Genomic DNA, 24,503 nt, shown 5'->3' on the forward strand with positions numbered 1-24,503 from the left:
GTTCATGAGCGAGAGCTCAGGTCAGCAGTTGCCCGCCGGACGGTCCCGCTTCACGAGGTTCGTCCAGCCGGTCGTGCCGTCCAGCCACAGGACGCGCTGGCCCTCGTCCGCTGAGGCGTAGACCTGGTCGCCGCGGTTGCAGGACATGCGCTGCGCGCCGCCCTTGCCGTCGGACGCGATCTGATAGAGCTTCGGCAGCGTCTCATTGGCATAGGAGGTGGCCGGGGGCAGCGTGGTGACGGTGACCGCGTCGTCCGAGGCCGTGAGGGAGTAGGCGTACAGGGAACCCGCGCCCGCCTCCGGGGTGATGGTGACGAGGTTCTTGCCGTCGACGCCCGCGCGCATCACGGCGGCCTGGCCGGTGTCGGTGATGTCCTGGTCGTCGATCCAGAAGACTCCGTCGTCGGTGACGGCGGTCTGGCCGACGCCCATCAGCTTGTTCTTGTCGACCGGCATCAGCGTCTTGGTACCGGTCGCCGTGTCGAAGACCTCGACGCCGAGCTTGTAGCCGCTCGACTCGGGCCACATCTTGGCGTACGCGATCTTGCCGTCCTTCAGCGACGGAAGAGCCGTCTGCTGGTACGTACCGTTGTCGACCAGGCCGCTCTTGCCGGTGCTCAGCCGGGTGTAGCCGACGTGGCTGAGACCGCTCGAGGGATCGATCACGGTGTAGGTGACGTAGTCGCCGTCGATGGCGAGCGAGGAGACGTCGGAGCCGAACCCGGCGAGGGTCTTCTCGATGCCGGCGCCGACCGGGCGCACCTTGATGCGGACGTCGTTGGGCCCGTAGTCGGCCCATACGACGTTCTTGCCGTCGGTGGCCGCGTAGACGTTGAAGTCACCGTTGTTGCCGCTGATCAGCTGCGGCTGGCCCTTGCCGCTGGTGTTGCCGACCCAGACCGAGTAGGGCTCGCTGCCGTCCTCGTTGGAGCGCGAGACCGCGTACTTGCCGCCGCCCGCGCCGACGCCGGTGCCCGCGACATTGTCCTTGGTCAGCAGCGTGTCGGTGTCGACACCGATCGCCGTCTCCCAGCCGGGCACGATGCCGTGCGCGGCGAACGCCCGCTTGACGGCCGTCATCTGGGCCTTGGTGGCGCCCAGCTCCTGAGCGGCCGCGATGACCGCGGCGCGGCCCTCGGTGAAGCCGTCGAGCGGCGTCATGTACGCGCTCAGGGCGCGGTAGACGATCTTGTCGGCGAGCGCGGGGTCGAGGTCCTGGCGGATGTCCCACAGTGCGCCGGAGAAGATCGTGGAGTTGAGGTGCACACCGCCGTTGTCACTGCGGTAGGAGGCGCCGATGAAGTTCTTCGACGTGGTCGCGCCGTCGTTCAGGTCGCGCAGGGCGCACTCGCGCGGGCTGAGCGTGGTGCACAGGTCCTCGCCGAGCAGACCGGCGTCGGGGTCGTCCATCGACTGGCCGTTGGCCTCCAGGTCGATGGCGTTGCCGAAGTAGTCGGAGATCGCCTCGTTCATCGCGCCGGACTGCCCGGCGTAGACGAGGTTGGCGGTGTGCTGGGTGACGGCGTGGGTCATCTCGTGGCCGACGACGTCGGTGTCCGCGGAGAAGGTGCGGTAGTCGCCGCCGCCCTTTCCGTACACCATCTTGGAGCCGTCCCAGAAGGCGTTGTCGTACGGCTGACCGTTGGCGGTGACGCCGACGATCGAGTACATGTACCCGTCGTTGTCGTCGAGGCCCTTACGGCCGAAGTTGTCCTTGTAGTACGCGTACACCTTGTTCGCGGCCCAGTGGGCGTCGACCACACCGGAGTTGGTGTAGTCCGCGCCGAGGTCCGTAGTGGCCGAACTGACGATCTTGGCGGCGGACGGCCAGACGCCCGAGGCGCTGGAGACGTCGGCGCCCTTGGCGTCCCAGGTCTGCAGCAGCGGCCCGGTGTACGGGGTGGCGGCGTCCCGGAAGCCGTAGTCGTACATCTGGTAGGTGCCGTCGGAACCCTTGTACAGGTTGAGATCGACCTTCTGGCCGTTGTAGCGGGTGCCGGTGCCCTTGACGACGAACGACGTGGCGGCCGGCGCGGAGGCGTCGTCCGGGGTCGCCGCGGTCGCACCCGCGGCGCTCGCCCGGGTGTCCGTCGAGCCGAACGTCTGGATGCCGCTGTACTGCAGCAGCGGGAAGCCGGAGTGCGCGTCGACGTACACCTCCTGCTTGACCGCCGTGCCGTCGGCCGGGTTGACGCCCGTGACGGTGATGTGGCGGGTGAGCACGCCGGTGCCCTGCGGCAGGATGGTCAGTTCGCCGGCCGTGCCGGTGAGCTGGGTGGTGCCGGGCTTCGCGCCCTTGGCCGGGGCGCGCAGCGGGGCACTGCCGAGCTGCGAGGTGACCGCGCCGATCGCGCGCTGGACCGCCGTGTCCTCCGACACCTTCGGGGTGACCGTGGCGAGCTTCAGCTGGGTGAAGTACTTGCCAGAGGTGCCGGTGACCGTGCGCTTGCCGGCCTTCTTGTCCATACGGACGACGTACTCGCCGCCCATGACCGTCACGCCTTTGTACTTCTGCTGCAGGCGGACGGTCTCCCGGCCGCCCTGGCTGTCGGTGCTGACCGTCGCCAGGTCCTTCGACGAGGTGTCCGCGATGTGGTAGCGGCCCTTCTTCCCCGCGAGGTGCCCGCGCGCCGCGTCGGCCGCGCTGACCGAGGCATCCGCGGTCTCGTTCAGCCCGGTGACCAGCGCCGGGGTGTCAGTGGCGGAGGTGCCGTCGCCCGCGACGACAGCCGTACCGGTCGTGTCCGTACCCGTTGCCGCCTGGGCGGCCGGCATACCGGTCATCACCAGGCCCGCGGCGGCGAGCAGAGCCGCCACACCGTGGCCGACGGATATCCCGCCGGAGCGGCGTGCGCCGCGCGCCGCCCCTCCTGCTCGGGCTGCTGATCTGCGTTCTGAACTCCGCACGGGGGTCCCCTCCGGTGGCACTGCTGCATGAACGGATATCGGATGCCGACATGCAAGTACCGGAACAGGGGTGTGAACAATGCGTCCCGGGTGCCAACTTGTGTACGTGCACACTTGTGTGGCCTGCGCACACGGGTGAAGATCAGTGCGTGGTCAGGGACGAATGGGATGCACAATGGCAGGCCCTCGGGCTCGGAACCGATGAACTCCGGGTGTACGAGGCACTGCTGGACGCACCCTCGCCCCGCACCCGCGTCTCTCTCGCCCGGTCACTGGGTCTCTCCGCCCGCCGCGTCTCGGCCGCTCTCGGACTGCTCGCCGACCGCGGCTTCACCCTGCCGCCCGCCCACGGGACCGCCCCCGCCCTGCCCGGAGCCGTCGCCCCGGCGACCGCCCTGCGCAACCTGATCCATCTGCACCAGGCGGAACTCCTGCGCAAATCGGCGGATTTGGAAGAGCTGACCGGATCCGTGGACCGGATCGCCGACCGGCTGCTGCGTACGGCACACAGCCCCCATTCACTCGGCGTCGAATCGATCCGCGGCAGCAAGGCCATCGCCGAACGCGTGGGCGCGATGCTGGTCTCGGCGACCCAGGAGGTGGCACTCCTGGACCGTCCGCCCTATGCGGCGAGCGCGGCGGACGGCATGCCCGCCCCGCTGGACTTCACCGAAGCGATGCGACGCGGGGTGCAGGTGCGGGCCGTCGTGGACCGGGAGGGTCTGAGCTTCCAGGGCCGCGCACGGGGGCTCAACGAACTGGCCGCGCAAGGCGTCCAGATCCGGATGGGCACCGACCTTCCGACCAAACTCATATCCGTCGACCGTCGGATGACCCTGCTCCCGCCGACCGACGCGGCCGACCCGACGGCCTCGGCCCTGGTGGTGAGCGACGCCCTCCTGAGCAACGCCCTGGTGCCGCTCTTCGAGGCCGTCTGGGAGAGGGCGGCGCCCATCAGTTCCGCTCAAGAGGGCCAGATCACCGACGAGGAGCGCGAGTTGCTGACCATGCTCGCCTCAGGGCTCAAGGACGAGGCGATCGCCCGGCGCCTGGACATGCATGTGCATACGGTGCGCCGCCGCATCAGCCGCCTGATGCAGGTCCTGAATGTCGAGACCCGCTTCCAGGCCGGAGTGCAGGCGACGCTCAAGGGCTGGCTGACCGCGTGAGGCGCGTCGCGCGCCTCACGCGAGCGCGCTGAGGGCCCGCATCCCCCGAGATGGGGGTGCGGGCCCTCGCTGTCCGCTCGCCACCGTCAGGCGGCCACCGTCACCGCCAGCTCCGCCGGTGCCAGCGCGATCTCCAGGACCTGACGTACGTCCGTCACCGGGTGGATGTCCAGGGTGTCCAGGACCTCGGCGGGTACGTCGTCCAGGTCGGCCTCGTTCCGCTTGGGGATCACCACGGTGGTGATGCCCGCCCGGTGCGCGGCGAGGAGCTTCTGCTTCAGGCCGCCGATCGGCAGGACCCGCCCGGTCAGCGACACCTCACCGGTCATCGCCACATCCGTACGGACGAGCCGCCCGCTCAGCAGCGAGGCGAGTGCGGTCGTCAGGGTGATGCCCGCGCTCGGGCCGTCCTTGGGGACCGCGCCAGCCGGGAAGTGGATGTGCGCGCCCCGGTCCTTCAAGTCGGTGACCGGGAGCTCCAGTTCGGCCCCGTGCGAGCGGAGGAAGGAGAGCGCGATCTGCGCCGATTCCTTCATGACGTCGCCGAGCTGGCCCGTCAGGGTCAGGCCGGCCGCGCCCGTCTCCGGGTCGGCCAGGGACGCCTCCACGAACAGGACGTCGCCGCCCGCGCCCGTGACCGCGAGCCCGGTGGCCACGCCGGGCACCGCGGTGCGGCGCTCGGCCGGGTCCTGGGCGGACTCGGGGACGTGATGGGGCCGGCCGATGAGCCCGCGCAGATCGGCGTCCTTGATGGTGAACGGGAGCTCCCGCTCGCCCAGTTCGTGCTGGGCCGCCACCTTGCGGAGCAGCCGGGCGACGGAACGCTCCAGGTTCCGTACGCCTGCCTCACGCGTGTACTCGCCCGCCAGCCTGCGCAGCGCGGACTCCGAGAGGGTGACCTCGTCGGCCTCCAGGCCTGCCCGCTCCAGCTGGCGCGGGAGCAGGTGGTCGCGGGCGATGACGACCTTCTCGTCCTCCGTGTAGCCGTCCAGGCGCACCAGCTCCATACGGTCGAGCAGCGCCTCCGGGATGGCTTCCAGGACGTTCGCCGTGGCGAGGAACACCACGTCGGAGAGGTCGAGTTCGACCTCCAGGTAGTGGTCGCGGAAGGTGTGGTTCTGGGCGGGGTCGAGGACTTCGAGGAGCGCTGCGGCGGGGTCGCCGCGGAAGTCGGAGCCGACCTTGTCGATCTCGTCGAGGAGGACGACGGGGTTCATCGACCCGGCCTCCTTGATCGCGCGGACGATGCGGCCGGGGAGCGCGCCGACGTACGTACGACGGTGACCGCGGATCTCCGCCTCGTCGCGTACGCCGCCGAGTGCGACCCGTACGAACTTGCGGCCCATGGCGTGCGCGACGCTCTCGCCCAGCGAGGTCTTTCCGACCCCAGGAGGCCCGACCAGCGCGAGCACGGCCCCGCCGCGCCGCCCGCCGACCACGCCGAGGCCCCGGTCGGCACGGCGCTTGCGCACCGCGAGGTACTCGGTGATGCGCTCCTTCACGTCGGCCAGGCCGGCGTGCTCGGCGTCGAGGATCGTCCGGGCGCCCTGGATGTCGTACTCATCCTCCGTCCGCTCGTTCCACGGGAGTTCGAGGACGGTGTCCAGCCAGGTGCGGATCCAGGAGCCCTCGGGGGACTGGTCGGAGGAGCGCTCCAGCTTGTCGACCTCCTTGAGGGCGGCTTCCTTCACGTTCGCCGGGAGATCCGCGGCCTCGACGCGCGCCCGGTAGTCGTCGGACTCGTCCTCGGGGTCGCCGTTGATTTCGGCGAGCTCCTTGCGTACGGCCTCCAGCTGGCGCCTCAGCAGGAACTCGCGCTGCTGCTTGTCGACGCCCTCCTGGACGTCCTTGGCGATGGACTCGGCGACGTCCTGCTCGGCCAGGTGCTCGCTCAGCCAGCCGACGGCGAGCTTGAGGCGGGCGACCGGGTCGGCGGTCTCCAGGAGCTCCACCTTCTGGGCGGTGGTCAGGAAGGGTGAGTAGCCGGAGTTGTCGGCGAGGGCGGAGACGCCGTCGATCTGCTGGACGCGGTCCACGACCTGCCAGGCGCCGCGCTTCTTCAGCCAGCTGGTGGCGAGCGCCTTGTACTCCTTGACCAGTTCGGTGACGGATCCGGGCAGCGGCTCGGGGAGCACCTCCTCGACCTCGCTCCCCTCGACCCACAGGGCCGCGCCGGGCCCGGTCGTCCCGGCCCCGATCCGCACCCGGCCGCGGCCCTTGATCAGCGCGCCGGGGTCGCCGTCGGAGAGCCGGCCCACCTGCTCGACGGTGCCGAGGACTCCGGTGCTCGCGTACGTACCGTCGATACGGGGAACGAGGAGCACCCGCGGCTTGTTGCCAGTGGAACGGGCGGCGGCCTGCGCGGCCTCCACGGCTGCGCGTACCTCGGTGTCGGACAGGTCCAGGGGCACCACCATTCCCGGCAGCACGACCTCGTCGTCGAGGGGCAGCACGGGCAAGGTGAGCGGTGTGGACGTGGAAGCCATGATCTCCCCTTAGGCAGTGAACTTGAGCTATGCCGACTCAATGCTCGGGAGCCCCAGGATGTTCCCCAAAGAATGTTCGCTCTCAGCGATGCGGCTATGTAATATCCCTTCAGCGGTACTGACTATTACCTTCGGGAGGGTGTCATGGAGCGGGTTGCAGAGGGCGTGGAGGCCTGGATCAAGGGCTGGATCGTGTCGCGCGGGACTTCGGACCCGATCGCCGAGCCGTGGGGCTTCACCATCGACGTCGGCCAGGCCAAGCACGTCGCACGCCATGTGGTGCCCGCCCCGGACGAGCCGACCGTCCGCAAACTGGTCGCCGCGACGACCGCCCCCGGCACCTGGCTGAAACTCTTCGCGGACGACGCGACGGTACGGCCCTGGCTCGGCCCCGGCTGGCGGTTCGACCAGCCCGGCTTCCTGATGACGGTGGACCTCTCCCCCGCCCGCCCCCAGGTCCCGGCCGGCTACACCCTCACCTCCTGGACCCGCGGCGGCGTCACCCGCGTCCTGGTCCGTACGCCCGAGGGCCACTTCGCCGCGCGCGGCCAGATCGCCCCGACCGGCACCACCGCCGTGGCCGACCAGATCGAGACGGCGCCCGCGCATCAGCGCAAGGGCCTGGGATCGCTGGTGATGCGGACGCTGCAGAACACGGCGTACGAAGCGGGCGCCACGACCGGCGTCCTGGTCGGCACCCCCGAGGGCGAGGCCCTCTACACGGCGCTGGGCTGGCGCACGCTCTCCCCCATGGCCAGCCTGTACTTCGCGCCGGACGAGCGCTGAGCACCCCCGATCCCGCACGGCCCGCGCTACGTCAAGCGGTAACGGCACTGCCCGGTGCGGTACGGGCGGCCTCGCGCTCCCGCACCCGGTTCCACCGCCGCACCAGCGGCCAGCAGGCGACACCGATCGCCAGCGCCATCAGATGCCCCCAGCCGGTGAGCGGATCGGCGAAGGACAGCAGGTCCTGGACGAGCACCACCGTCAGCACCCCGAGCGCCGACCACCGCAGCAGGGGCGCGACCAGGCCCGCGAGAGCGCCGAAGCTGGTCATCAGGCCGAAGCTGATGCCGTAGTCGAGGCGGTGCAGCGAGGAGTCGGGGAGGTGGCCCGCGACGACCGAGAAGCCCACCGGGAGTTCGGTGGCGAGGGTCGCCGTCACATGGCCGAAAAGGAAGATCCCCACCGCGCGCCGGCCGCCGATGCGGCGCTCCAGCGCGGTGAGGACGAAGAGGAATCCGACGGCGTACGGGGTGAGCAGGCCGCCCGCGATCCACAGGGCGCTGCCCACCAGGGCGAGCAGCGGGGTCTGGGCGAGGTGGGCGACATCGGTGCTGGAACCGCGCAGCAGGTCGCCGACGATGCCGGGGTCGGCATGGTCGGCGAAGAGGGACGTGGCGAGCAGGACCAGCGCGTAGCCGAAGGTGAACGGGGTCCCCGCGGGCGTGGGCAGCAGCTTCGACAGGCGCCGCCACGGGCGTCGTACGGCGGCCGCCGGGGGAAGAGCGGGGAGCGAGGCGTCCGGAGCGACCGCGAAGGTGGCGGGGTCCGCGCCGGCCGCCCCGGAGGCGGGCACGGGTCCGGCGGTGGCGCCGCCGCGCTGGGACGGGATGCCGTCCAGCACAGTGCGCGTACGTACAGGGTGCATTGAGCCCAGGCCCCCTCTGTCTGCTCGTCGTCCTCATGCGTCACAAACTCACTCGTACAACGCGCACTCTCCGCGATAGCCTCCGGCCACGTCTATGACGTGCGCCACACAGGCAACGCACAGAGCAACCAATGGGACTTGAGCGGCGTCCGCGCAGCGCCGTGCCGAGGAGGCGATCACCGTCAACGGTGTGCAGACAGAGGTGCGCACGGTGGAGCGGCGCGAGGGCCCGTACGGCGAGGTCGTGCTGCGCAGCCGGGGCGAACACTACGAAATCATCGCCAACGGGTGCTTTCTGATGGACACTTCGGACGGCCGTTCCGAGCGGCTGCTGATCGACGTCGCGCTGGACGCCCTCGCGGACCGGAGCGGGCCGAGCGTCCTGATCGGCGGCCTCGGCGTCGGATTTTCGCTCGCGCACGCGGCGGCCGACCCCCGCTGGGGACGCATCGCGGTCGTCGAGCGGGAACAGGCCATCATCGACTGGCATCTGGACGGGCCGCTCGCGCGGATCTCGGGGGCCGCGATCGCCGATCCGAGGACTGTGATCCTGCCCACCGATCTCGTCGTATTTGTCCAGACCAATGATGAGCGCTTTGATGCGCTCTGTCTGGATATCGACAACGGACCCGACTGGACGGTTACCGACGGAAACGGCAGCCTCTACGGCCCCGAAGGACTCGCCGCCTGCCACGACCGTCTCAAACCGGGCGGAATCCTCGCCGTGTGGTCCGCGCAGCCGTCCGAAGCCTTCGAAGCGGCTATGCGGAATGCCGGATTTGAGCACGTAAGAACCGAAGAGATCATGGTTGCCCGAGGCGTCCCTGACGTGGTCCATCTCGGTGTTCGCCCTGCGTAGCCGGGACGCCGCCACTGCCTCTAGTCTGCTGAACGACCTTAAGACCAAGCACGTTGCGAAAGCACAGCAGCAGGGGCGGGCGATGGAGCAGACACACACCACCCACAACGGCGTCGCGGCAACGCCGGGCGCCCAGCGCCGGGTGCTCGTCGTCGAGGACGACGCGACGATCGTCGACGCCATCGCAGCCCGGCTCCGCGCCGAGGGCTTCCAGGTGCAGACGGCCGTCGACGGACCCGCGGCAGTGGACGCGGCCGAGGCGTGGCAGCCGGACCTGATGGTCCTGGACGTCATGCTGCCGGGCTTCGACGGACTGGAGGTCTGCCGCCGCGTCCAGGCGCAGCGGCCGGTGCCCGTCCTGATGCTCACGGCACGCGACGACGAGACCGACATGCTGGTCGGACTCGGCGTGGGCGCCGACGACTACATGACCAAGCCGTTCTCGATGCGTGAACTGGCGGCCAGGGTGCACGTGCTGCTGCGCCGGGTGGAGCGGGCGACGATCGCCGCCTCGACACCGCGCAGCGGAATCCTGCGCCTCGGCGAGCTGGAGATCGACCACGCACAGCGCCGGGTGCGGGTGCGCAACGAGGACGTCCACCTCACTCCCACCGAGTTCGATCTGCTGGTCTGCCTGGCGAACACGCCGCGCGCGGTCCTCTCGCGCGAGCAGCTGCTCGCCGAGGTGTGGGACTGGGCGGACGCGTCGGGCACCCGGACCGTCGACAGCCACATCAAGGCGCTGCGCCGGAAGATCGGCGCGGAGCGGATCCGTACCGTCCACGGTGTGGGTTACGCCCTGGAGACCCCGGCGCCATGACCGGCGTGCGCACGGGGATGGTGCGGGCGGGGACGCGCAAGCGCTCCATCTCGATCAGGACCAAACTCGCCACCCTGGTGGTCGTCTCGGTCCTGACCACCACCGGCCTGCTGACGGCTGCCCTGACCGCGAAGATCGAACTGCGTTTCGTGACGATCTTCTCGGTGATCGCCTCGGTGCTGATCACCCAGTTCGCGGCGCACGCCCTCGCCTCCCCGCTCGACGAGATGAACACCGTCGCCCGGTCGATCTCGCACGGCGACTACACGCGCCGGGTGCGCGGCGCCGACCGCCGCGACGCATTCGGCGAGCTCGCCACGACGATCAACCGCATGGCCGAGGACCTGGAGGCGGTCGACCGGCACCGCAAGGAGCTGGTGGCCAATGTCTCGCACGAGCTGCGCACCCCCATCGCCGCGCTGCGCGCGGTCCTGGAGAACGTCGTGGACGGGGTCTCGGACGCCGACCCCGCGACGATGCGCACCGCGCTGAAGCAGACGGAGCGCCTGGGCCGGCTGGTCGAGACGCTCCTGGACCTGTCCCGGCTCGACAACGGCGTGGTCCCGCTCAAGGCCCACCGCTTCGAGGTCTGGCCGTACCTCTCGGGCGTACTGAAAGAGGCGAACCTCGCCGCGGCCCAGCGGGCCTCCTCCGGGGGCTCCGGCGGCCAGCACACCCGTACCGACGTCCATCTGCACCTGGACGTCTCGCCGCCCGAGCTGACCGCGCACGCGGACGCGGAGCGGCTGCACCAGGTGGTGGCCAATCTGATCGACAACGCGGTCAAGCACTCCCCGCCGCACGGCCGGGTCACCGTCCGCGCCCGGCGCGGCGCACAGCCCGAGTCGCTGACCCTGGAGGTCATGGACGAGGGGCCCGGGATCCCCGAGTCGGAGTGGCACCAGGTCTTCGAGCGCTTCAACCGCGGGAACGCCCGGCACGGCGACGGCGGTACGGGCCTCGGTCTGGCCATCGCGCGCTGGGCCGTGGACCTGCACGGCGGCCGGATCGGGGTGGCCGAATCGGTCCGCGGCTGCCGGATACAGGTCACTCTTCCGGGCAGGCTTGCCGCACGCGGTTGACGTAGGGTTCGAACCGGAAGCGGACGTTCTGCGTCTTAGCGGGTGTGGGATGCGGGCCCCAGGGGTCGCAGCCGCGGCACCGCGTACCCGTAACGCACGGAACCACGCTTGTTTCCCGCCATTTCAAGGCACGAAACACAGGTTTCGATGTGACTTACGTGACGTTGGCCAGCCCGGTCTGCACCTCACGGCCACAGAGGCGTAGCCTTTATTCCCGCTGTCCATCACCTTGTGAAGCGGAAGAGGGCGGTTACCGCCGTGTCGTCTCAGTCCCCCAGTAACTCGAGCATCTCGACCGACCAAGCGGGGCAGGGCAAGAGCCCTGCCGCGGCCTTCGGTCCCAATGAGTGGCTCGTCGACGAGATCTACCAGCAGTACCTCCAGGACCCGAATTCGGTCGATCGTGCCTGGTGGGACTTCTTCGCCGACTACAAGCCGGGTAATCCCGCCGCGCCGGAGGCACCTGCAGCCCCCGCCGCTCCGGTCGCCGCAGCCGCGGGGGCTGCAGCAGCCCCCGCTCCGGCCACCCCGGCTCAGGCTCCGGTCCAGGCCGCGCCTGCCCCGGCGAAGCCCGCCACCCCTGCCCAGGCCCCGGCCCAGACCGCGCCCGCCGCTCCTGCGGCGAAGCCCGCGGCTGCCGCCCCGGCCCCGGCGAAGGCGGCCCCCGCCCAGGCGGCTCCGGCCACCGAGGCTCCGGCCGGTCCCGAATACGTCACCCTGCGCGGTCCTGCCGCCGCGGTCGCGAAGAACATGAACGCCTCCATCGAGGTGCCGACGGCCACGTCCGTCCGTGCGCTTCCGGTGAAGCTGCTCTTCGACAACCGCATCGTCATCAACAACCACCTCAAGCGCGCCCGCGGCGGGAAGATCTCCTTCACGCACCTCATCGGGTTCGCCATGGTGCAGGCCATCAAGGCCATGCCGTCGATGAACTACTCCTTCATGGAGAAGGACGGCAAGCCGACCCTGGTCAAGCCGGAGCACATCAACTTCGGCCTCGCCATCGACCTGGTGAAGCCCAACGGCGACCGCCAGCTGGTCGTCGCGGGCATCAAGAAGGCCGAGACCCTGAACTTCTTCGAGTTCTGGCAGGCCTACGAGGACATCGTCAAGCGCGCCCGCGTCGGCAAGCTGACGATGGACGACTTCACCGGCGTGACGGTCTCCCTCACCAACCCCGGCGGCCTCGGCACCGTCCACTCGGTCCCCCGCCTGATGCCCGGACAGTCGGTCATCATGGGCGTCGGCTCGATGGACTACCCGGCCGAGTTCCAGGGCACCTCGCAGGACACCCTGAACAAGCTGGGCATCTCCAAGGTGATGACCCTCACCTCGACGTACGACCACCGCGTCGTCCAGGGTGCCGCCTCCGGCGAGTTCCTCCGTATCGTCGCCAACCTGCTCCTCGGTGAGAGCGGCTTCTACGACGACATCTTCGAGGCCCTGCGCATCCCGTACGAGCCGGTCCGCTGGCTCAAGGACATCGACGTCTCGCACGACGACGACGTCACCAAGGCCGCGCGCGTCTTCGAGCTCATCCACTCCTACCGGGTCCGCGGCCACGTCATGGCCGACACCGACCCGCTGGAGTACAAGCAGCGCAAGCACCCCGACCTCGACATCATCGAGCACGGCCTCACCCTGTGGGACCTGGAGCGCGAGTTCGCGGTCGGCGGCTTCGCCGGCAAGTCGATGATGAAGCTGCGCGACATCCTGGGCGTGCTCCGCGACTCGTACTGCCGCACGACCGGCGTCGAGTTCATGCACATCCAGGACCCGAAGCAGCGCAAGTGGATCCAGGACCGCATCGAGCGCCCGCACTCCAAGCCGGAGCGCGAGGAGCAGCTGCGGATCCTGCGCCGCCTGAACGCCGCCGAGGCGTTCGAGACCTTCCTGCAGACGAAGTACGTCGGCCAGAAGCGCTTCTCCCTGGAGGGCGGCGAGTCCGTCATCCCGCTGCTCGACGCGGTCATCGACAGCGCCGCGGAGTCCCGCCTGGACGAGGTCGTCATCGGCATGGCCCACCGCGGCCGCCTGAACGTCCTCGCCAACATCGTCGGCAAGTCGTACGCGCAGATCTTCCGCGAGTTCGAGGGCAACCTCGACCCGAAGTCGATGCACGGCTCCGGCGACGTCAAGTACCACCTGGGCGCCCAGGGCACCTTCACGGGCCTGGACGGCGAGCAGATCAAGGTCTCGCTGGCCGCGAACCCCTCCCACCTGGAGACGGTCGACCCGGTCATCGAGGGCATCGTCCGCGCCAAGCAGGACATCATCAACAAGGGCGGCACGGACTTCACGGTCCTGCCCGTCGCCCTGCACGGTGACGCGGCCTTCGCGGGCCAGGGCGTGGTGGCCGAGACGCTCAACATGTCGCAGCTGCGCGGCTACCGCACCGGCGGCACGGTCCACATCGTCATCAACAACCAGGTCGGCTTCACCGCCGCCCCGGAGTCCTCGCGCTCCTCGATGTACGCCACCGACGTGGCCCGCATGATCGAGGCGCCGATCTTCCACGTGAACGGCGACGACCCCGAGGCCGTCGTCCGCGTTGCCCGTCTGGCCTTCGAGTTCCGCCAGGCGTTCAACAAGGACGTCGTCATCGACCTCATCTGCTACCGCCGCCGCGGTCACAACGAGTCGGACAACCCGGCGTTCACCCAGCCGCTGATGTACGACCTGATCGACAAGAAGCGCTCGGTGCGCAAGCTCTACACCGAGTCCCTCATCGGTCGCGGCGACATCACCCTCGAAGAGGCGGAGCAGGCGCTCCAGGACTTCCAGGGCCAGCTGGAGAAGGTCTTCGCCGAGGTACGCGAAGCCGTCGCGGCACCCGCGTCGTCCGAGCTCTCCGACCCGCAGCCCGCGTTCCCGGTGGCCGTGAACACGGCGATCTCCGCGGAGACCGTCAAGCGGATCGCCGAGTCGCAGGTCAACATCCCCGACCGCGTCACCGTCCACCCGCGTCTGCTGCCCCAGCTGCAGCGCCGCGCGGCCATGGTCGAGGACGGCACGATCGACTGGGGCATGGGCGAGACCCTCGCCATCGGCTCGCTCCTCCTGGAGGGCACCCCGGTGCGCCTCTCGGGCCAGGACTCGCGCCGCGGCACCTTCGGCCAGCGCCACGCGGTCCTCATCGACCGGGAGACCGGCGAGGACTTCACCCCGCTGCTCTACCTCTCCGAGGACCAGGCCCGCTACAACGTCTACGACTCGCTGCTCTCCGAGTACGCGGTGATGGGCTTCGAGTACGGCTACTCGCTGGCCCGTCCCGAGTCGCTCGTCATGTGGGAAGCCCAGTTCGGCGACTTCGTCAACGGCGCCCAGTCGGTCATCGACGAGTACATCTCGGCCGCCGAGCAGAAGTGGGGCCAGCACTCGGGCGTCACGCTGCTCCTGCCGCACGGCTACGAGGGCCAGGGCCCGGACCACTCGTCCGCACGCCCCGAGCGCTTCCTCCAGATGTGCGCGCAGGACAACATGACGGTCGCCATGCCGACCCTCCCGTCGAACTACTTCCACCTCCTGCGGTGGCAGGTGCACAACCCGCACCACAAGCCGCTGGTGGTCTTCACCCCGAAGTCGATGCTCCGCCTCAAGGCGGCCGCGTCGAAGGCGGAGGAGTTCACGACGGGCGGCTTCCGCCCCGTCATCGGCGACGCTTCGGTGGAGGCCTCCGCGGTCCGCAAGGTCGTCTTCTGCGCGGGCAAGGTCTACTACGACCTGGAGAACGAGCGGCAGAAGCGCGGCGCCACGGACACCGCGATCATCCGCCTCGAGCGCCTGTACCCGCTGCCGGGTGCGGAGCTCCAGGCCGAGATCGCCAAGTACCCGAACGCCGAGAAGTACCTGTGGGTCCAGGAGGAGCCGGCGAACCAGGGTGCATGGCCCTTCATCGCGCTCAACCTGATCGACCACCTGGACCTGGCCGTCGGCGCGGACGTCCCGCACGGCGAGCGCCTGCGCCGCATCTCGCGCCCGCACAGCTCGTCCCCGGCGGTCGGTTCGGCCAAGCGCCACCAGGCCGAGCAGGAGCAGCTGGTGCACGAGGTGTTCGACGCGTAGTCGCGCGCTTCAGCGTCACGCGGCCGGGCCGCATCCCCTCCGGGGGGTGCGGCCCGGCCGTTTTCCTGCACTTATTCTGGTGGCATGTACTTCACGGACCGAGGCATCGAAGAACTGGCGAAGCGGCGGGGCGAGGAGGAGGTCACCTTCGAGTGGCTCGCCGAGCAACTGCGCACCTTCGTCGATCTCAACCCCGACTTCGAGGTCCCCGTCGAGCGCCTGGCCACCTGGCTGGCGCGTCTGGACGACGAGGACGAGGACGAGTAGCAGGCGCTATGCCCCGGTGCGCATCCGGTCGTACGCGAGACCCAGCGCGCCATGCGTGACCAGCAGTGCCCCGGCCGCCGTCCAGCCGCCGCTGCGCCGCGTCGCACCCCAGGCCAACAGGGGGATGCCGACCGCCAGTTGGGCCGCGCCGAGCAGCCGCGCCTTCGGGCCGCGGAGCCAGGGGCCGAGGGGGCCCTCCTCCACCACGTCCAGTTCGGCCCGTACCGCGTCGCGCCAGCCCGAGGAGTCGATCTGTTCGGCCGCGCTCTGGATACGGGCGACTTCGCGCAGCCGGTCGGCCGGTTCGCCCGGGCCCAGACCGGCCGGCAGGGCCAGGCCCGTACGGGCGAGGACCGCGGTGAGAGCGATCAACCGGGCGCGGGCGTCCGCGTCGGTGTCCGGGCGGGTGAGCGGGGTCAGCGCCTGGAAGCCCAGGACGGGGTCGAGCCCGAGGCGGGCTCCGAAGGTGCGCATCGCCTCGTCCTCGCCGGCCGGGGTGCCGTCCGCGAGCCATACGTAGGTGACGGTGCGGCGGAAGCCCGCCGCCAGGGTGAATCCGGCGCGGTCGCGGTCCCACCAGAGGGCGAGCACCGGCCAGGGAACGGGGACCGCGAGGGCCGTCGCCCAGCCCGTGACGACGCGGTCGACGGGGTCGGCGCCCTGCAGCCAGGGCTTGGTCTCGGGGACCAGGACGCTCCACTCGTCGCCCGCGGGGGCGAGGAGCAGCCGCTCGCGCAGGAGGTGGGCCGCAGGGCGTACGGCCGCGGGGTCGGCGCGGCAGAGAAGGAGCGCTCCGGTGGCGGCATGGTCGGGCGACGGCACAGACATGTGCACCACGCTAGGACAAATCACCCACCGTCACCCCCTCGCGACCAGCTCGCTTGACTTTCGCGACACGCGATATATCTTGTTTAACAAGAGACGCGATATGTTGCGTCATCGCCCGTACGGGGAGGTCTGCACCATGTCCGAGTGGTCCGTGTCTGAGCCGCAGAAGCTCACGTTCGACGAGCCGGTGACGGCGCTGAACGTCCGCATCGTCAACGGAACGGTCAACGTCGTGGGCACCGACGAAGGTTCCTCCGCGCGCCTGGAGGTCTCCGAGATCGACGGACCGCCGCTGATCGTGACCCAGGAGGGCGGCACCCTCACGGTCACGTACGAGGACCTGACCTGGAAGGACCTGCCGAAGTGGCTCGACCGCAAGGGCTGGAAGCCCCGCCGCGCGGTCGTCTCGCTCACCGTCCCCGCGGACGCGAGCGTCGCGGTCGGCACGGTCGGCGCCGGGTCCGTCATCTCGGGCGTACGGGGACGCACCGAAGTACGCGGCGTCACCGGTGACACCACGCTGGTGGGGGTCGCGGGCAAGGTGGCGGCCGACACCGTCTCCGGAAATCTGGAGGCCCAGGCCGTCAGCGGCGATCTGCACTTCAAGTCGGTCAGCGGAAACCTCACCGTGTTCGAGGGCATCGGCTCGTCCGTCCGGGCGGAGTCGGTCAGCGGCGACATGGTCGTCGACCTCGATCCCGCGGGTACGGACCGGCCGGCCGACATCGGGCTGACCACCGTCTCGGGAGAGGTCGCCATCCGCCTCCCCCACCCCGCCGACGCCAAGGTCGAGGCGAACACCGCGACCGGCTCCGTCTCCAACGCCTTCGAGGACCTGCGGGTCAGCGGCAAGTGGGGCGCGAAGAGGATCACCGGGACACTGGGGGCCGGCAGCGGCAAGCTCAGGGCGTCCACCGTGTCCGGCTCGATCGCACTGCTGCGCAGGCCCGCCACCGACGTGCCGGACGCGCCCGCATCGCTCACCAAGGAGCTCTGAACCATGCCTCCCGTATTCGCCCACGGCCGCCTGCGCCTGTACTTGCTGAAGCTGCTCGACGAGGCCCCGCGCCACGGCTACGAAGTCATCAGACTCCTCGAGGAGCGCTTCCAGGGGCTGTACGCACCGAGCGCCGGCACCGTCTATCCGCGCCTGGCCAAGCTGGAGGCCGAAGGCCTGGTCACGCACGCCTCCGAAGGCGGCCGCAAGGTCTACTCGATCACCGACGCGGGGCGCGAGGAGTTGGCGGGCCGGGGCGGTGAACTGGCCGATCTGGAGATGGAGATCCGCGAGTCCGTCTCCGAACTCGCCGCCGAGATCCGCGCGGACGTGAGCGGCTCCGCGAGCGACCTGCGGCGCGAGATGCGGGCTGCGGCGAAGGAGGCGCGCGGCGCGGGCTCCGAGCGGGCCACCTCAGGAAAGCCCTTCCCCGACTTCCCCGACCCGGCCGACTTCCTCGGCGGTCCCTGGGGCGACAAGGAGAGCTGGAAGCAGGCCAAGGAGGAGTTCAAGCGCGCCAAGCAGGAGTGGAAGGAGCAGGCGCGCCGGGCGAAGGACGAGTCCCGCCGGGCCCGCGAGGACGCCCAGCAGGCGCGCCGCCAGGCCAAGGAGGCCCAGGACAAGGTGCGCAGGGTGGCCGAGCAGGTGCAGGACCACTTCGCGCGGGGCGACTGGCCGACGGGCGTACGCGAGGGACTGGCGGAGCTCACGAAGGAGTTCGGCGGCTTCGGGAAGCCCGCCGCCGCGCCGGGGCCGGAGCCCAAGTGGGCCCAGGAGGACTCCTCCGGTGACCCGGCCCGCGACCTCGACCGACTCCTCGACCGCTTCCGCGACGAGATCCGCGATGCGGCCCGGGACAACGGGGTCACGGAGTCCCAACTCCGCGAAGCCCGCGCCGACCTGGCCACGGCGGCGACCCGCATCGCGACCGCACTGCGGGGCCCGGGGGCCTGAGGAGCTCTCCCCCACCCCGCCCCTTCCCGAAACCGGGGGCAGGCCCCCGGGCCCCCGGTAAGCGGCCTACGGCCGCCTGTCCTCAATCGCCGGACGGGCTTCCCCCGTACAGCACCCGCTCCACCGCCCCGTACGACGCCCCGTGCTCGCTCAGCACATCCGCAACCACCCCGGGCCGCCCCGCCAGCGCCAGCAGAAAGTGCTCGTCGCCGATGCGGCGGTCACCGTGGCCCACCGCCACCCGCAGCGTCCGCGTCAGCGTGTCCTTCGCGCCCGGGGTCAGCGTGCGACGGCCCCGCCGCACGGGCTTGCGCTTGGCCAGCACGCCTTCCCCGTGGGCCTCTTCGAGGCGGCCCACCACCGCGTCGACATCGATCCCCAGCCCGGCCAGGGCCTCCGTGTCCGCCCGTGACATCCCGCCCCGCCGCCGCGCCTGCTCCAGGCCCCGCTCCACCGAGGCGCGCCGCTGCGCGACACCGAGCGAGGAGAAGGCGAAGGACGAGCGGGTGCCCTCCTGGTCGAGGAGGGCGAGCAGCAGATGTTCCTCCGTGACGGCGGGATCGCCCGCGCGCTCGGCCCGTACGACCGCACCCTCCACCACGCCCCGGGCACTCTTCGTGAACCGCTCGAACATCACTGCCTCCCGTGCTTCTTGTGGACCGCCTGCCTGCTGACACCCAGTTCGGCCGCGATCTCCTGCCACGACCAGCCCTTGTTGCGCGCACTGCGCACCTGTACGGATTCGAGCTGTTCGAGCAGTCGCCGCAGTGCGGCCACCGCCCGCAGCCCGATCCGCGGGTCGCTGTCGCTCGCCCGTTGGGCGAGATCCGTCGCGTCACTCATGATGTCAATGTAGGTTGACAGGGGAGGCCTGTCAACCAACATTGACAACCACTCACTGGTTCGTCAGAACGATCTTCCCGAAGAGGTCACCGGAGGCCATCCGCTCGAAGCCCTCGCGCGCCCGGTCCAGCGGCAGCACCTCGTCGATCACCGGACGTACACCCGTCGCCGCACAGAACGCGAGCAGGTCCTCCAGCTCGTCCTTGGAGCCCATCGTGGAGCCGACGACCTTGAGCTCCAGGAAGAAGATCCGGGTCAGCTCGGCGGACGGCGGGTTCGGCCCCGACGTGGCACCCGAAATGACCAGAGTCCCGCCGGGCTTCAGCGACTTGACGGAGTGCGACCAGGTGGCGGCGCCGACCGTCTCGATCACCGCGTCCACCCGCTCGGGGAGTCGCGCACCGCTCTCGTACGCCTCGACCGCGCCGAGCTCGACCGCCCGCTTGCGCTTGGCCTCGTCGCGGCTGGTGGCGTACACCCGCAGTCCGGCAGCCTTGCCGAGGACGATCGCCGCGGTCGCGACCCCGCCGCCCGCGCCCTGCACGAGGACCGAATCCCCGGGCCGCACACCGGCGTTGGTGAAGAGCATGCGGTACGCGGTGAGCCAGGCGGTGGGCAGGCAGGCGGCCTCCGCGAAGCTGAGCTCCTTGGGCTTGCGCAGGACGTTCCACTCGGGGACGGTGACCTGCTCGGCGAAAGTCCCCTGGTACTTCTCGGTGAGGATGGAGCGGCGCTCCTTCGTCCCGACCCCGTACCCCTTCTCACCGATGACGGAGTGCAGGACGACCTCGTTGCCGTCCTGGTCGATGCCGGCCGCGTCGCAGCCGAGGATCATCGGGAGGGCTTCCTGCCCGAGGCCGACGCCCCGGAGCGACCAGAGGTCGTGGTGGTTCAGGGAGGCGGCGCGGACATTGACGGTCGTCCAGCCGGGTCGGTCGACGGGGGCGGGACGCTCCCCCAACTCGAGTCCTTCGAGAGGCCGGTCAGGGTCGATTCGTGCTGCGTAGGCGGCGAACATGACCTTGACGATAGGGCGGGTACGGGACGCGGCGTAACCGTGCACCGGTGTGAGCCGCGTCCCGTACCCCCTGCGCGCATCAGCGGCGCGCCACGCCCTCGGCCCGGGCCGCAGCGGCCACCGCGGCCGTGACGGCAGGCGCGACCCGCTCGTCGAACGGCGACGGGATCACGCACTCCGCGCTCAGCTCATCGGCGACGACAGCGGCGAGCGCCTCGGCCGCCGCGAGCTTCATGCCCTCGGTGATACGCGACGCCCGCACCTGCAGCGCACCCGCGAAGATGCCGGGGAAGGCAAGCACGTTGTTGATCTGGTTCGGGAAGTCGGAGCGGCCCGTGGCCACGACCGCCGCGTACTTGTGGGCGATATCGGGGTGGATCTCCGGATTCGGGTTGGCCATCGCGAAGATGAACGCCCCCTTGGCCATCGACGCCACGGCCGGCTCAGGGACCGTACCGCCGGAGACTCCGATGAAGACGTCCGCACCCTTGAGCGCGGTCTCCAGCGGGCCGCTCAGGCCGGCCTTGTTGGTGAAGCCCGCAACCTCGCGCTTGATGGCGGTGAGGTCCTCGCGGTCGGCCGAGACGATGCCCTTGCGGTCGCACACCGCGACATCGCCGATACCGGCCTCGATGAGGATCTTCGCGATGGCGACACCCGCCGCACCCGCGCCCGAGATCACCGCGCGCAGCTGGCCGAGCGAACGCCCGGTCAGCACGGCGGCGTTGCGCAGGGCGGCAAGCGTGACGACGGCCGTGCCGTGCTGGTCGTCGTGGAAGACCGGAATGTCCAGCGCGTCCTGGAGCCGCTTCTCGATCTCGAAGCAGCGGGGTGCCGAGATGTCCTCCAGGTTGACGCCACCGAAGGACGGGGCGAGGCGCACGACGGTCTCGATGATCTCGTCGACGTCGGTGGTGGCGAGCGCGATCGGGACCGCGTCGACGCCGCCGAACTGCTTGAAGAGGATCGCCTTCCCCTCCATCACGGGGAGGGAGGCCTCGGGGCCGATGTCACCGAGTCCCAGGACGGCCGTCCCGTCCGTCACGACGGCGACGACGTTGGACTTCCAGGTGTAGTCGTGGACGAGCTCGGGGTTCTCCGCGATCGCGCTGCACACTTTGGCGACACCGGGGGTGTACGCCAGGGACAGGTCGGCCGTGTCGCGCACCGGGACGGTGGCCTGCACGGCCATCTTCCCGCCGCGGTGCAGCGCGAAGGCCGCATCGAAAGGTTCGTCGGTCGTGGTGTCGCTGCGAGGATTGACGATCTCCGCTGCCATTGGTTTGACCCCTTAAGTCTTCATCAGTTGAGGGTGGCCACTCCTGGTTGAGGAGGGGTGGGTGGGCACCACGTCCGTGACCTGCGTAAGGCGGTTGGCCCGCCCTGGCAGGAGGAGGTACGAACGCGCGGGCGCGCCGCACACGCGCCCTGAGCCCCGGATGAGGGGTGTAAAGAGCTTTTCTACCGGATGGACGGTGCCGTGCACGAGTGCGTATCGACGCCGTGACATGACTCATAGCCGAATATCTGGACAAGTCCGCTACGCGACATCAAACACGTCCATCAGGCGAGATGTGCCGGAGATTCTCCGGCAGGATGCCTGGTTTCCCACAGATGGTCCGGCCTTGCTGTACCGGCCAGTTGAGGAACGGGGGTCACCCGTTATCCGATTTTGACATGGCCGACCCCCTGAATGGGTGAGTCCGAATGGCAAGATGCCCTAATCACACACGATCACCGCACGCAAGGACGCGTCGGAGGTCGACGCCGTACTCGGTAACTCCCCACCTGCCGGAGGATCCAGATCATGACCGCAAGCACCATCCGTCGTTCGACCGCCGCGAAGTCCCGTATAGCCGCGGTCGGCGCGATCGCGGTCGCCGGCGCCCTGCTGCTGACCGCCTGCGGCGACCAGACGAAGAGCGACGACACGAAGGACTCGGGTTCCTCCAAGTCCTCCGCGCCGCTCGCCAACCTGCTCCCCGCCGACGTCAAGGCCAAGGGCACCATCAAGGTCGGCTCCGACATCGCGTACGCGCCGGTCGAGTCCACGGACGCCTCGGGCAAGACGGTGGGCATCGACCCGGACATCGCCGAGGCCCTCGGCAAGCAGCTCGGTGTGAAGTTCGAGTTCCAGAACGGCAAGTTCGCCGACCTCATCGGTGGTCTCGCGGCCAAGCGCTACGACATCGCCATGTCGGCCATGACGGACACCAAGGACCGCCAGAACGGCGTCGACGGCGAAACCAAGAAGAAGGTCGGCGCGGGCGTCGACTTCGTCGACTACTTCACCGCCGGTGTCTCGATCTACACCAACAAGGGCGCCACCCAGGGCATCAAGACCTGGGACGACCTCTGCGGGAAGTCGATCGGCGTGCAGACCGCCACCTTCTCCCAGGACCTCGCCAAGGCCCAGGCCAAGAAGTGCGTCGCGGACGGCAAGAAGACCCTGAAGATCGAGGACTTCCCGACCAACCCCGAGGCCGAGACGCGTATGCGCTCCAAGGGCGTCGACGCGGTGTCCGCGGACTTCCCCATCGCCGCCTACTCGGTGAAGAATTCCGGCAAGGGCGAGTACTTCGAGATCGTCGGCGAGCAGGTCGAGGCCGGCCCGTACGGGATCGCGCTCGCCAAGGGCAACGACAAGCTGCGCGACGCCATCCAGGCCGCCCTCAAGGCGATCATCAAGAGTGGCGAGTACGACAAGATCATCGCGAAGTGGGGCGTCGAGGCCGGCATCAACCACGACGCGAAGATCAACGGCGGTTCCTGACCCGCGTCCGTACCGCTCACCAACGGGGGACCTGAAAGGCACCATCCGTGACTGTTGACGTCAGCAAGACGGACGGCCCCGCCGACACTCCGCCGCCCGCTGCCGGACCGGAGGCCCTCGTGGCCGTCCCGGTCCGGCACCCGTGGCGCTATGTGTCCGCGGCCGTCGCGATCGGCCTTCTCGTGGCGATCGTCTACGCCTTCTCGCAGGGCAAGATCAACTGGGGCACCGTCCCCGACTACTTCTTCAACGACCGGATCGTCACCGGCGTGTGGAAGACGCTCGAACTGACCGTGCTCTCCATGGCCATCGGTATCGCGGGCGGTCTGCTGCTCGCCGTGATGCGGATGTCGAAGAACCCGGTGACCAGCTCCATCGCCTGGTTCTACATCTGGTTCTTCCGCGGCACCCCGGTCCTGGTCCAGCTCTTCGTCTGGTTCAACCTGGGCCTGGTCTTCGAGTACATCAACCTCGGTCCGCTCTACAAGGACTACTGGGCCAGCTTCATGACGCCGCTGCTGACGGCGCTGCTGGGGCTCGGTCTCAACGAGGCCGCGTACATGTCGGAGATCTGCCGCGCCGGCCTGCTCGCGGTCGACGACGGCCAGACCGAGGCAGCCCACGCGCTCGGCATGAGCCACTCCAAGACCCTGCGCCGGATCGTGGTCCCGCAGGCGATGCGCGTGATCGTCCCGCCGACGGGCAACGAAGTCATCAACATGCTGAAGACGACCTCGCTCGTCTCGGCGGTGCAGTTCCTGGATCTGCTCAAGGTGGCCCAGGACATCGGGCAGACAGCAGGTTCGACGGTGGAGATGCTCTTCCTCGCCGCCGCCTGGTATCTGGTGCTGACCTCGATCTTCAGCGTCGGCCAGTACTACCTGGAGCGGTACTACGCACGCGGCTCGACCCGCGCCCTGCCGCCCACCCCGCTCCAGCGTCTGCGTACGGCGCTCGGCCGCCGCCCCTCGGGAGGTAAGGCATGACCGCCACCGCCATGGTCAAGGCCGAGGGCGTCCACAAGTCCTACGGCAGCGTCGAGGTCCTCAAGGGCATCGATCTGGAGGTCGCCCCGCAGGAGGTCTTCTGCCTGGTCGGCCCGTCCGGCTCCGGCAAGTCGACGTTCCTGCGGTGCATCAACCACCTGGAGAAGGTCAACGCCGGACGCCTGTCCGTCGACGGCGAACTCGTCGGCTACCGCGAGAAGGGCGGCAAGCTCTACGAGCTCAAGGACAGCGAAGTCGCCCTGAAGCGCCGGGACATCGGCATGGTCTTCCAGCGCTTCAACCTCTTCCCCCACATGACGGCGATCGAGAACGTCATGGAGGCCCCGGTCCAGGTCAAGGGCGAGACGAAGGCCGTGGCGCGTGCGCGCGCCGAGCGCCTGCTCGACCGCGTCGGCCTCTCGGACAAGGCGGGGAACTACCCCTCGCAGCTCTCCGGCGGCCAGCAGCAGCGCGTCGCCATCGCCCGTGCGCTGGCGATGGAGCCCAAGCTGATGCTCTTCGACGAGCCGACCTCCGCGCTCGACCCCGAGCTGGTGGGCGACGTCCTGGACGTCATGCGGGGCCTCGCCGAGGACGGCATGACGATGATCGTGGTCACCCATGAGATGGGCTTCGCCCGCGAGGTGGGCGACTCCCTGGTCTTCATGGACGAGGGTGTGGTGGTCGAGGCGGGCAGCCCGCGCGATGTGCTGACCAACCCGCAGCACGACCGGACGAAGTCGTTCCTGTCGAAGGTGCTCTAGGAGTACGGCGATCACCGGCATGAGGCAGGGGCGG

General features: G+C 69.7%; 20 protein-coding genes. 12 read left to right on the top strand and 8 right to left on the bottom strand.

Annotated features, from left to right (window positions below; translation table 11 throughout):
• Positions 1–21 precede the first annotated feature (21 nt).
• Positions 22–2,907: a M4 family metallopeptidase gene (locus AB0H78_RS18065; protein WP_363235393.1), complete on the bottom strand. Its 2,886-nt coding sequence runs from the start codon at positions 2,905–2,907 to the stop codon at positions 22–24.
• Positions 2,908–3,056: 149 nt separating this feature from the next.
• On the opposite strand from AB0H78_RS18065, the gene AB0H78_RS18070 reads away from it, so the two are divergent.
• Complete coding sequence (locus tag AB0H78_RS18070) at positions 3,057–4,076, top strand: LuxR C-terminal-related transcriptional regulator (RefSeq protein ID WP_363235395.1); 1,020 nt, start codon at positions 3,057–3,059, stop codon at positions 4,074–4,076.
• A gap of 86 nt (positions 4,077–4,162) precedes the next feature.
• Here AB0H78_RS18070 and lon read toward each other — a convergent pair whose 3' ends face one another.
• Positions 4,163–6,562: an endopeptidase La gene (lon, locus tag AB0H78_RS18075; RefSeq protein WP_363235396.1), complete on the bottom strand. Its 2,400-nt coding sequence runs from the start codon at positions 6,560–6,562 to the stop codon at positions 4,163–4,165.
• 144 nt (positions 6,563–6,706) lie between these two features.
• Here lon and AB0H78_RS18080 point away from each other — a divergent pair, with 144 nt between their 5' ends.
• Positions 6,707–7,348, top strand: coding sequence for a GNAT family N-acetyltransferase (locus tag AB0H78_RS18080; RefSeq protein ID WP_363235397.1), 642 nt, complete (start codon positions 6,707–6,709; stop codon positions 7,346–7,348).
• 31 nt (positions 7,349–7,379) lie between these two features.
• On the opposite strand, the gene AB0H78_RS18085 is transcribed toward AB0H78_RS18080, so the two are convergent.
• Positions 7,380–8,213 (bottom strand): rhomboid-like protein, encoded by an 834-nt coding sequence (locus AB0H78_RS18085; protein WP_363235398.1) that lies wholly within the window; start codon positions 8,211–8,213, stop codon positions 7,380–7,382.
• A gap of 190 nt (positions 8,214–8,403) precedes the next feature.
• Between AB0H78_RS18085 and AB0H78_RS18090 the strand changes: the two genes are divergently transcribed.
• The 5 genes from AB0H78_RS18090 to AB0H78_RS18110 all read left to right on the top strand — a co-directional run bounded on the left by AB0H78_RS18090 (position 8,404) and on the right by AB0H78_RS18110 (position 15,306).
• Positions 8,404–9,072: a spermidine synthase gene (locus AB0H78_RS18090; RefSeq protein WP_363235399.1), complete on the top strand. Its 669-nt coding sequence runs from the start codon at positions 8,404–8,406 to the stop codon at positions 9,070–9,072.
• Positions 9,073–9,154: 82 nt separating this feature from the next.
• Entirely contained in the window at positions 9,155–9,892 is a 738-nt protein-coding gene (locus AB0H78_RS18095; RefSeq protein ID WP_363235400.1) for a response regulator transcription factor, read from the top strand.
• Positions 9,893–9,909: 17 nt separating this feature from the next.
• Positions 9,910–10,974, top strand: coding sequence for a HAMP domain-containing sensor histidine kinase (locus tag AB0H78_RS18100; protein ID WP_363235646.1), 1,065 nt, complete (start codon positions 9,910–9,912; stop codon positions 10,972–10,974).
• A 258-nt stretch (positions 10,975–11,232) separates the two neighbouring features.
• Positions 11,233–15,039, top strand: a complete 3,807-nt coding sequence (locus AB0H78_RS18105) for a multifunctional oxoglutarate decarboxylase/oxoglutarate dehydrogenase thiamine pyrophosphate-binding subunit/dihydrolipoyllysine-residue succinyltransferase subunit (protein WP_363235401.1) — start codon at positions 11,233–11,235, stop codon at positions 15,037–15,039.
• 84 nt (positions 15,040–15,123) lie between these two features.
• Complete coding sequence (locus AB0H78_RS18110) at positions 15,124–15,306, top strand: DUF6104 family protein (protein ID WP_161252429.1); 183 nt, start codon at positions 15,124–15,126, stop codon at positions 15,304–15,306.
• 6 nt (positions 15,307–15,312) lie between these two features.
• On the opposite strand, the gene AB0H78_RS18115 is transcribed toward AB0H78_RS18110, so the two are convergent.
• Positions 15,313–16,134, bottom strand: a complete 822-nt coding sequence (locus AB0H78_RS18115; protein WP_363235402.1) for a hypothetical protein — start codon at positions 16,132–16,134, stop codon at positions 15,313–15,315.
• Between the two features lie 136 nt (positions 16,135–16,270).
• Between AB0H78_RS18115 and AB0H78_RS18120 the strand changes: the two genes are divergently transcribed.
• Together AB0H78_RS18120 and AB0H78_RS18125 are read left to right on the top strand one after the other, a co-directional pair.
• Complete coding sequence (locus AB0H78_RS18120) at positions 16,271–17,131, top strand: DUF4097 family beta strand repeat-containing protein (protein ID WP_363235403.1); 861 nt, start codon at positions 16,271–16,273, stop codon at positions 17,129–17,131.
• Between the two features lie 3 nt (positions 17,132–17,134).
• A complete protein-coding gene (locus AB0H78_RS18125) occupies positions 17,135–18,085 on the top strand; it encodes a helix-turn-helix transcriptional regulator (RefSeq protein WP_363235404.1) in 951 nt (316 codons plus the stop codon).
• 82 nt (positions 18,086–18,167) lie between these two features.
• Here AB0H78_RS18125 and AB0H78_RS18130 read toward each other — a convergent pair whose 3' ends face one another.
• The 4 genes from AB0H78_RS18130 to AB0H78_RS18145 all read right to left on the bottom strand — a co-directional run bounded on the left by AB0H78_RS18130 (position 18,168) and on the right by AB0H78_RS18145 (position 21,225).
• Entirely contained in the window at positions 18,168–18,719 is a 552-nt protein-coding gene (locus AB0H78_RS18130; protein WP_363235405.1) for a Clp protease N-terminal domain-containing protein, read from the bottom strand.
• Complete coding sequence (locus AB0H78_RS18135) at positions 18,719–18,928, bottom strand: HTH domain-containing protein (protein WP_363235406.1); 210 nt, start codon at positions 18,926–18,928, stop codon at positions 18,719–18,721. Before AB0H78_RS18135 ends, AB0H78_RS18130 begins: the two co-directional genes overlap by 1 nt.
• Positions 18,929–18,980: 52 nt before the next feature.
• A complete protein-coding gene (locus AB0H78_RS18140) occupies positions 18,981–19,946 on the bottom strand; it encodes a zinc-binding dehydrogenase (protein ID WP_363235407.1) in 966 nt (321 codons plus the stop codon).
• A 79-nt stretch (positions 19,947–20,025) separates the two neighbouring features.
• Positions 20,026–21,225 (bottom strand): NADP-dependent malic enzyme, encoded by a 1,200-nt coding sequence (locus tag AB0H78_RS18145; protein WP_363235408.1) that lies wholly within the window; start codon positions 21,223–21,225, stop codon positions 20,026–20,028.
• Positions 21,226–21,753: 528 nt separating this feature from the next.
• On the opposite strand from AB0H78_RS18145, the gene AB0H78_RS18150 reads away from it, so the two are divergent.
• The 3 genes from AB0H78_RS18150 to AB0H78_RS18160 are packed head-to-tail and all read left to right on the top strand — an operon-like array spanning position 21,754 to position 24,469.
• Positions 21,754–22,719 carry an ABC transporter substrate-binding protein gene (locus AB0H78_RS18150; RefSeq protein ID WP_363235410.1) on the top strand — a complete coding sequence of 322 codons (966 nt, stop codon included), beginning with the start codon at positions 21,754–21,756 and terminating at the stop codon, positions 22,717–22,719.
• A gap of 47 nt (positions 22,720–22,766) precedes the next feature.
• A complete protein-coding gene (locus AB0H78_RS18155; RefSeq protein WP_363235411.1) occupies positions 22,767–23,705 on the top strand; it encodes an amino acid ABC transporter permease in 939 nt (312 codons plus the stop codon).
• Positions 23,702–24,469, top strand: a complete 768-nt coding sequence (locus AB0H78_RS18160) for an amino acid ABC transporter ATP-binding protein (RefSeq protein WP_363235412.1) — start codon at positions 23,702–23,704, stop codon at positions 24,467–24,469. The genes AB0H78_RS18155 and AB0H78_RS18160 overlap by 4 nt, the downstream gene beginning before the upstream one ends.
• Positions 24,470–24,503 lie beyond the last annotated feature (34 nt).

Origin of the sequence: Streptomyces sp. NPDC050738, assembly GCF_040654175.1 — a bacterium.
Classification (GTDB): domain Bacteria; phylum Actinomycetota; class Actinomycetes; order Streptomycetales; family Streptomycetaceae; genus Streptomyces.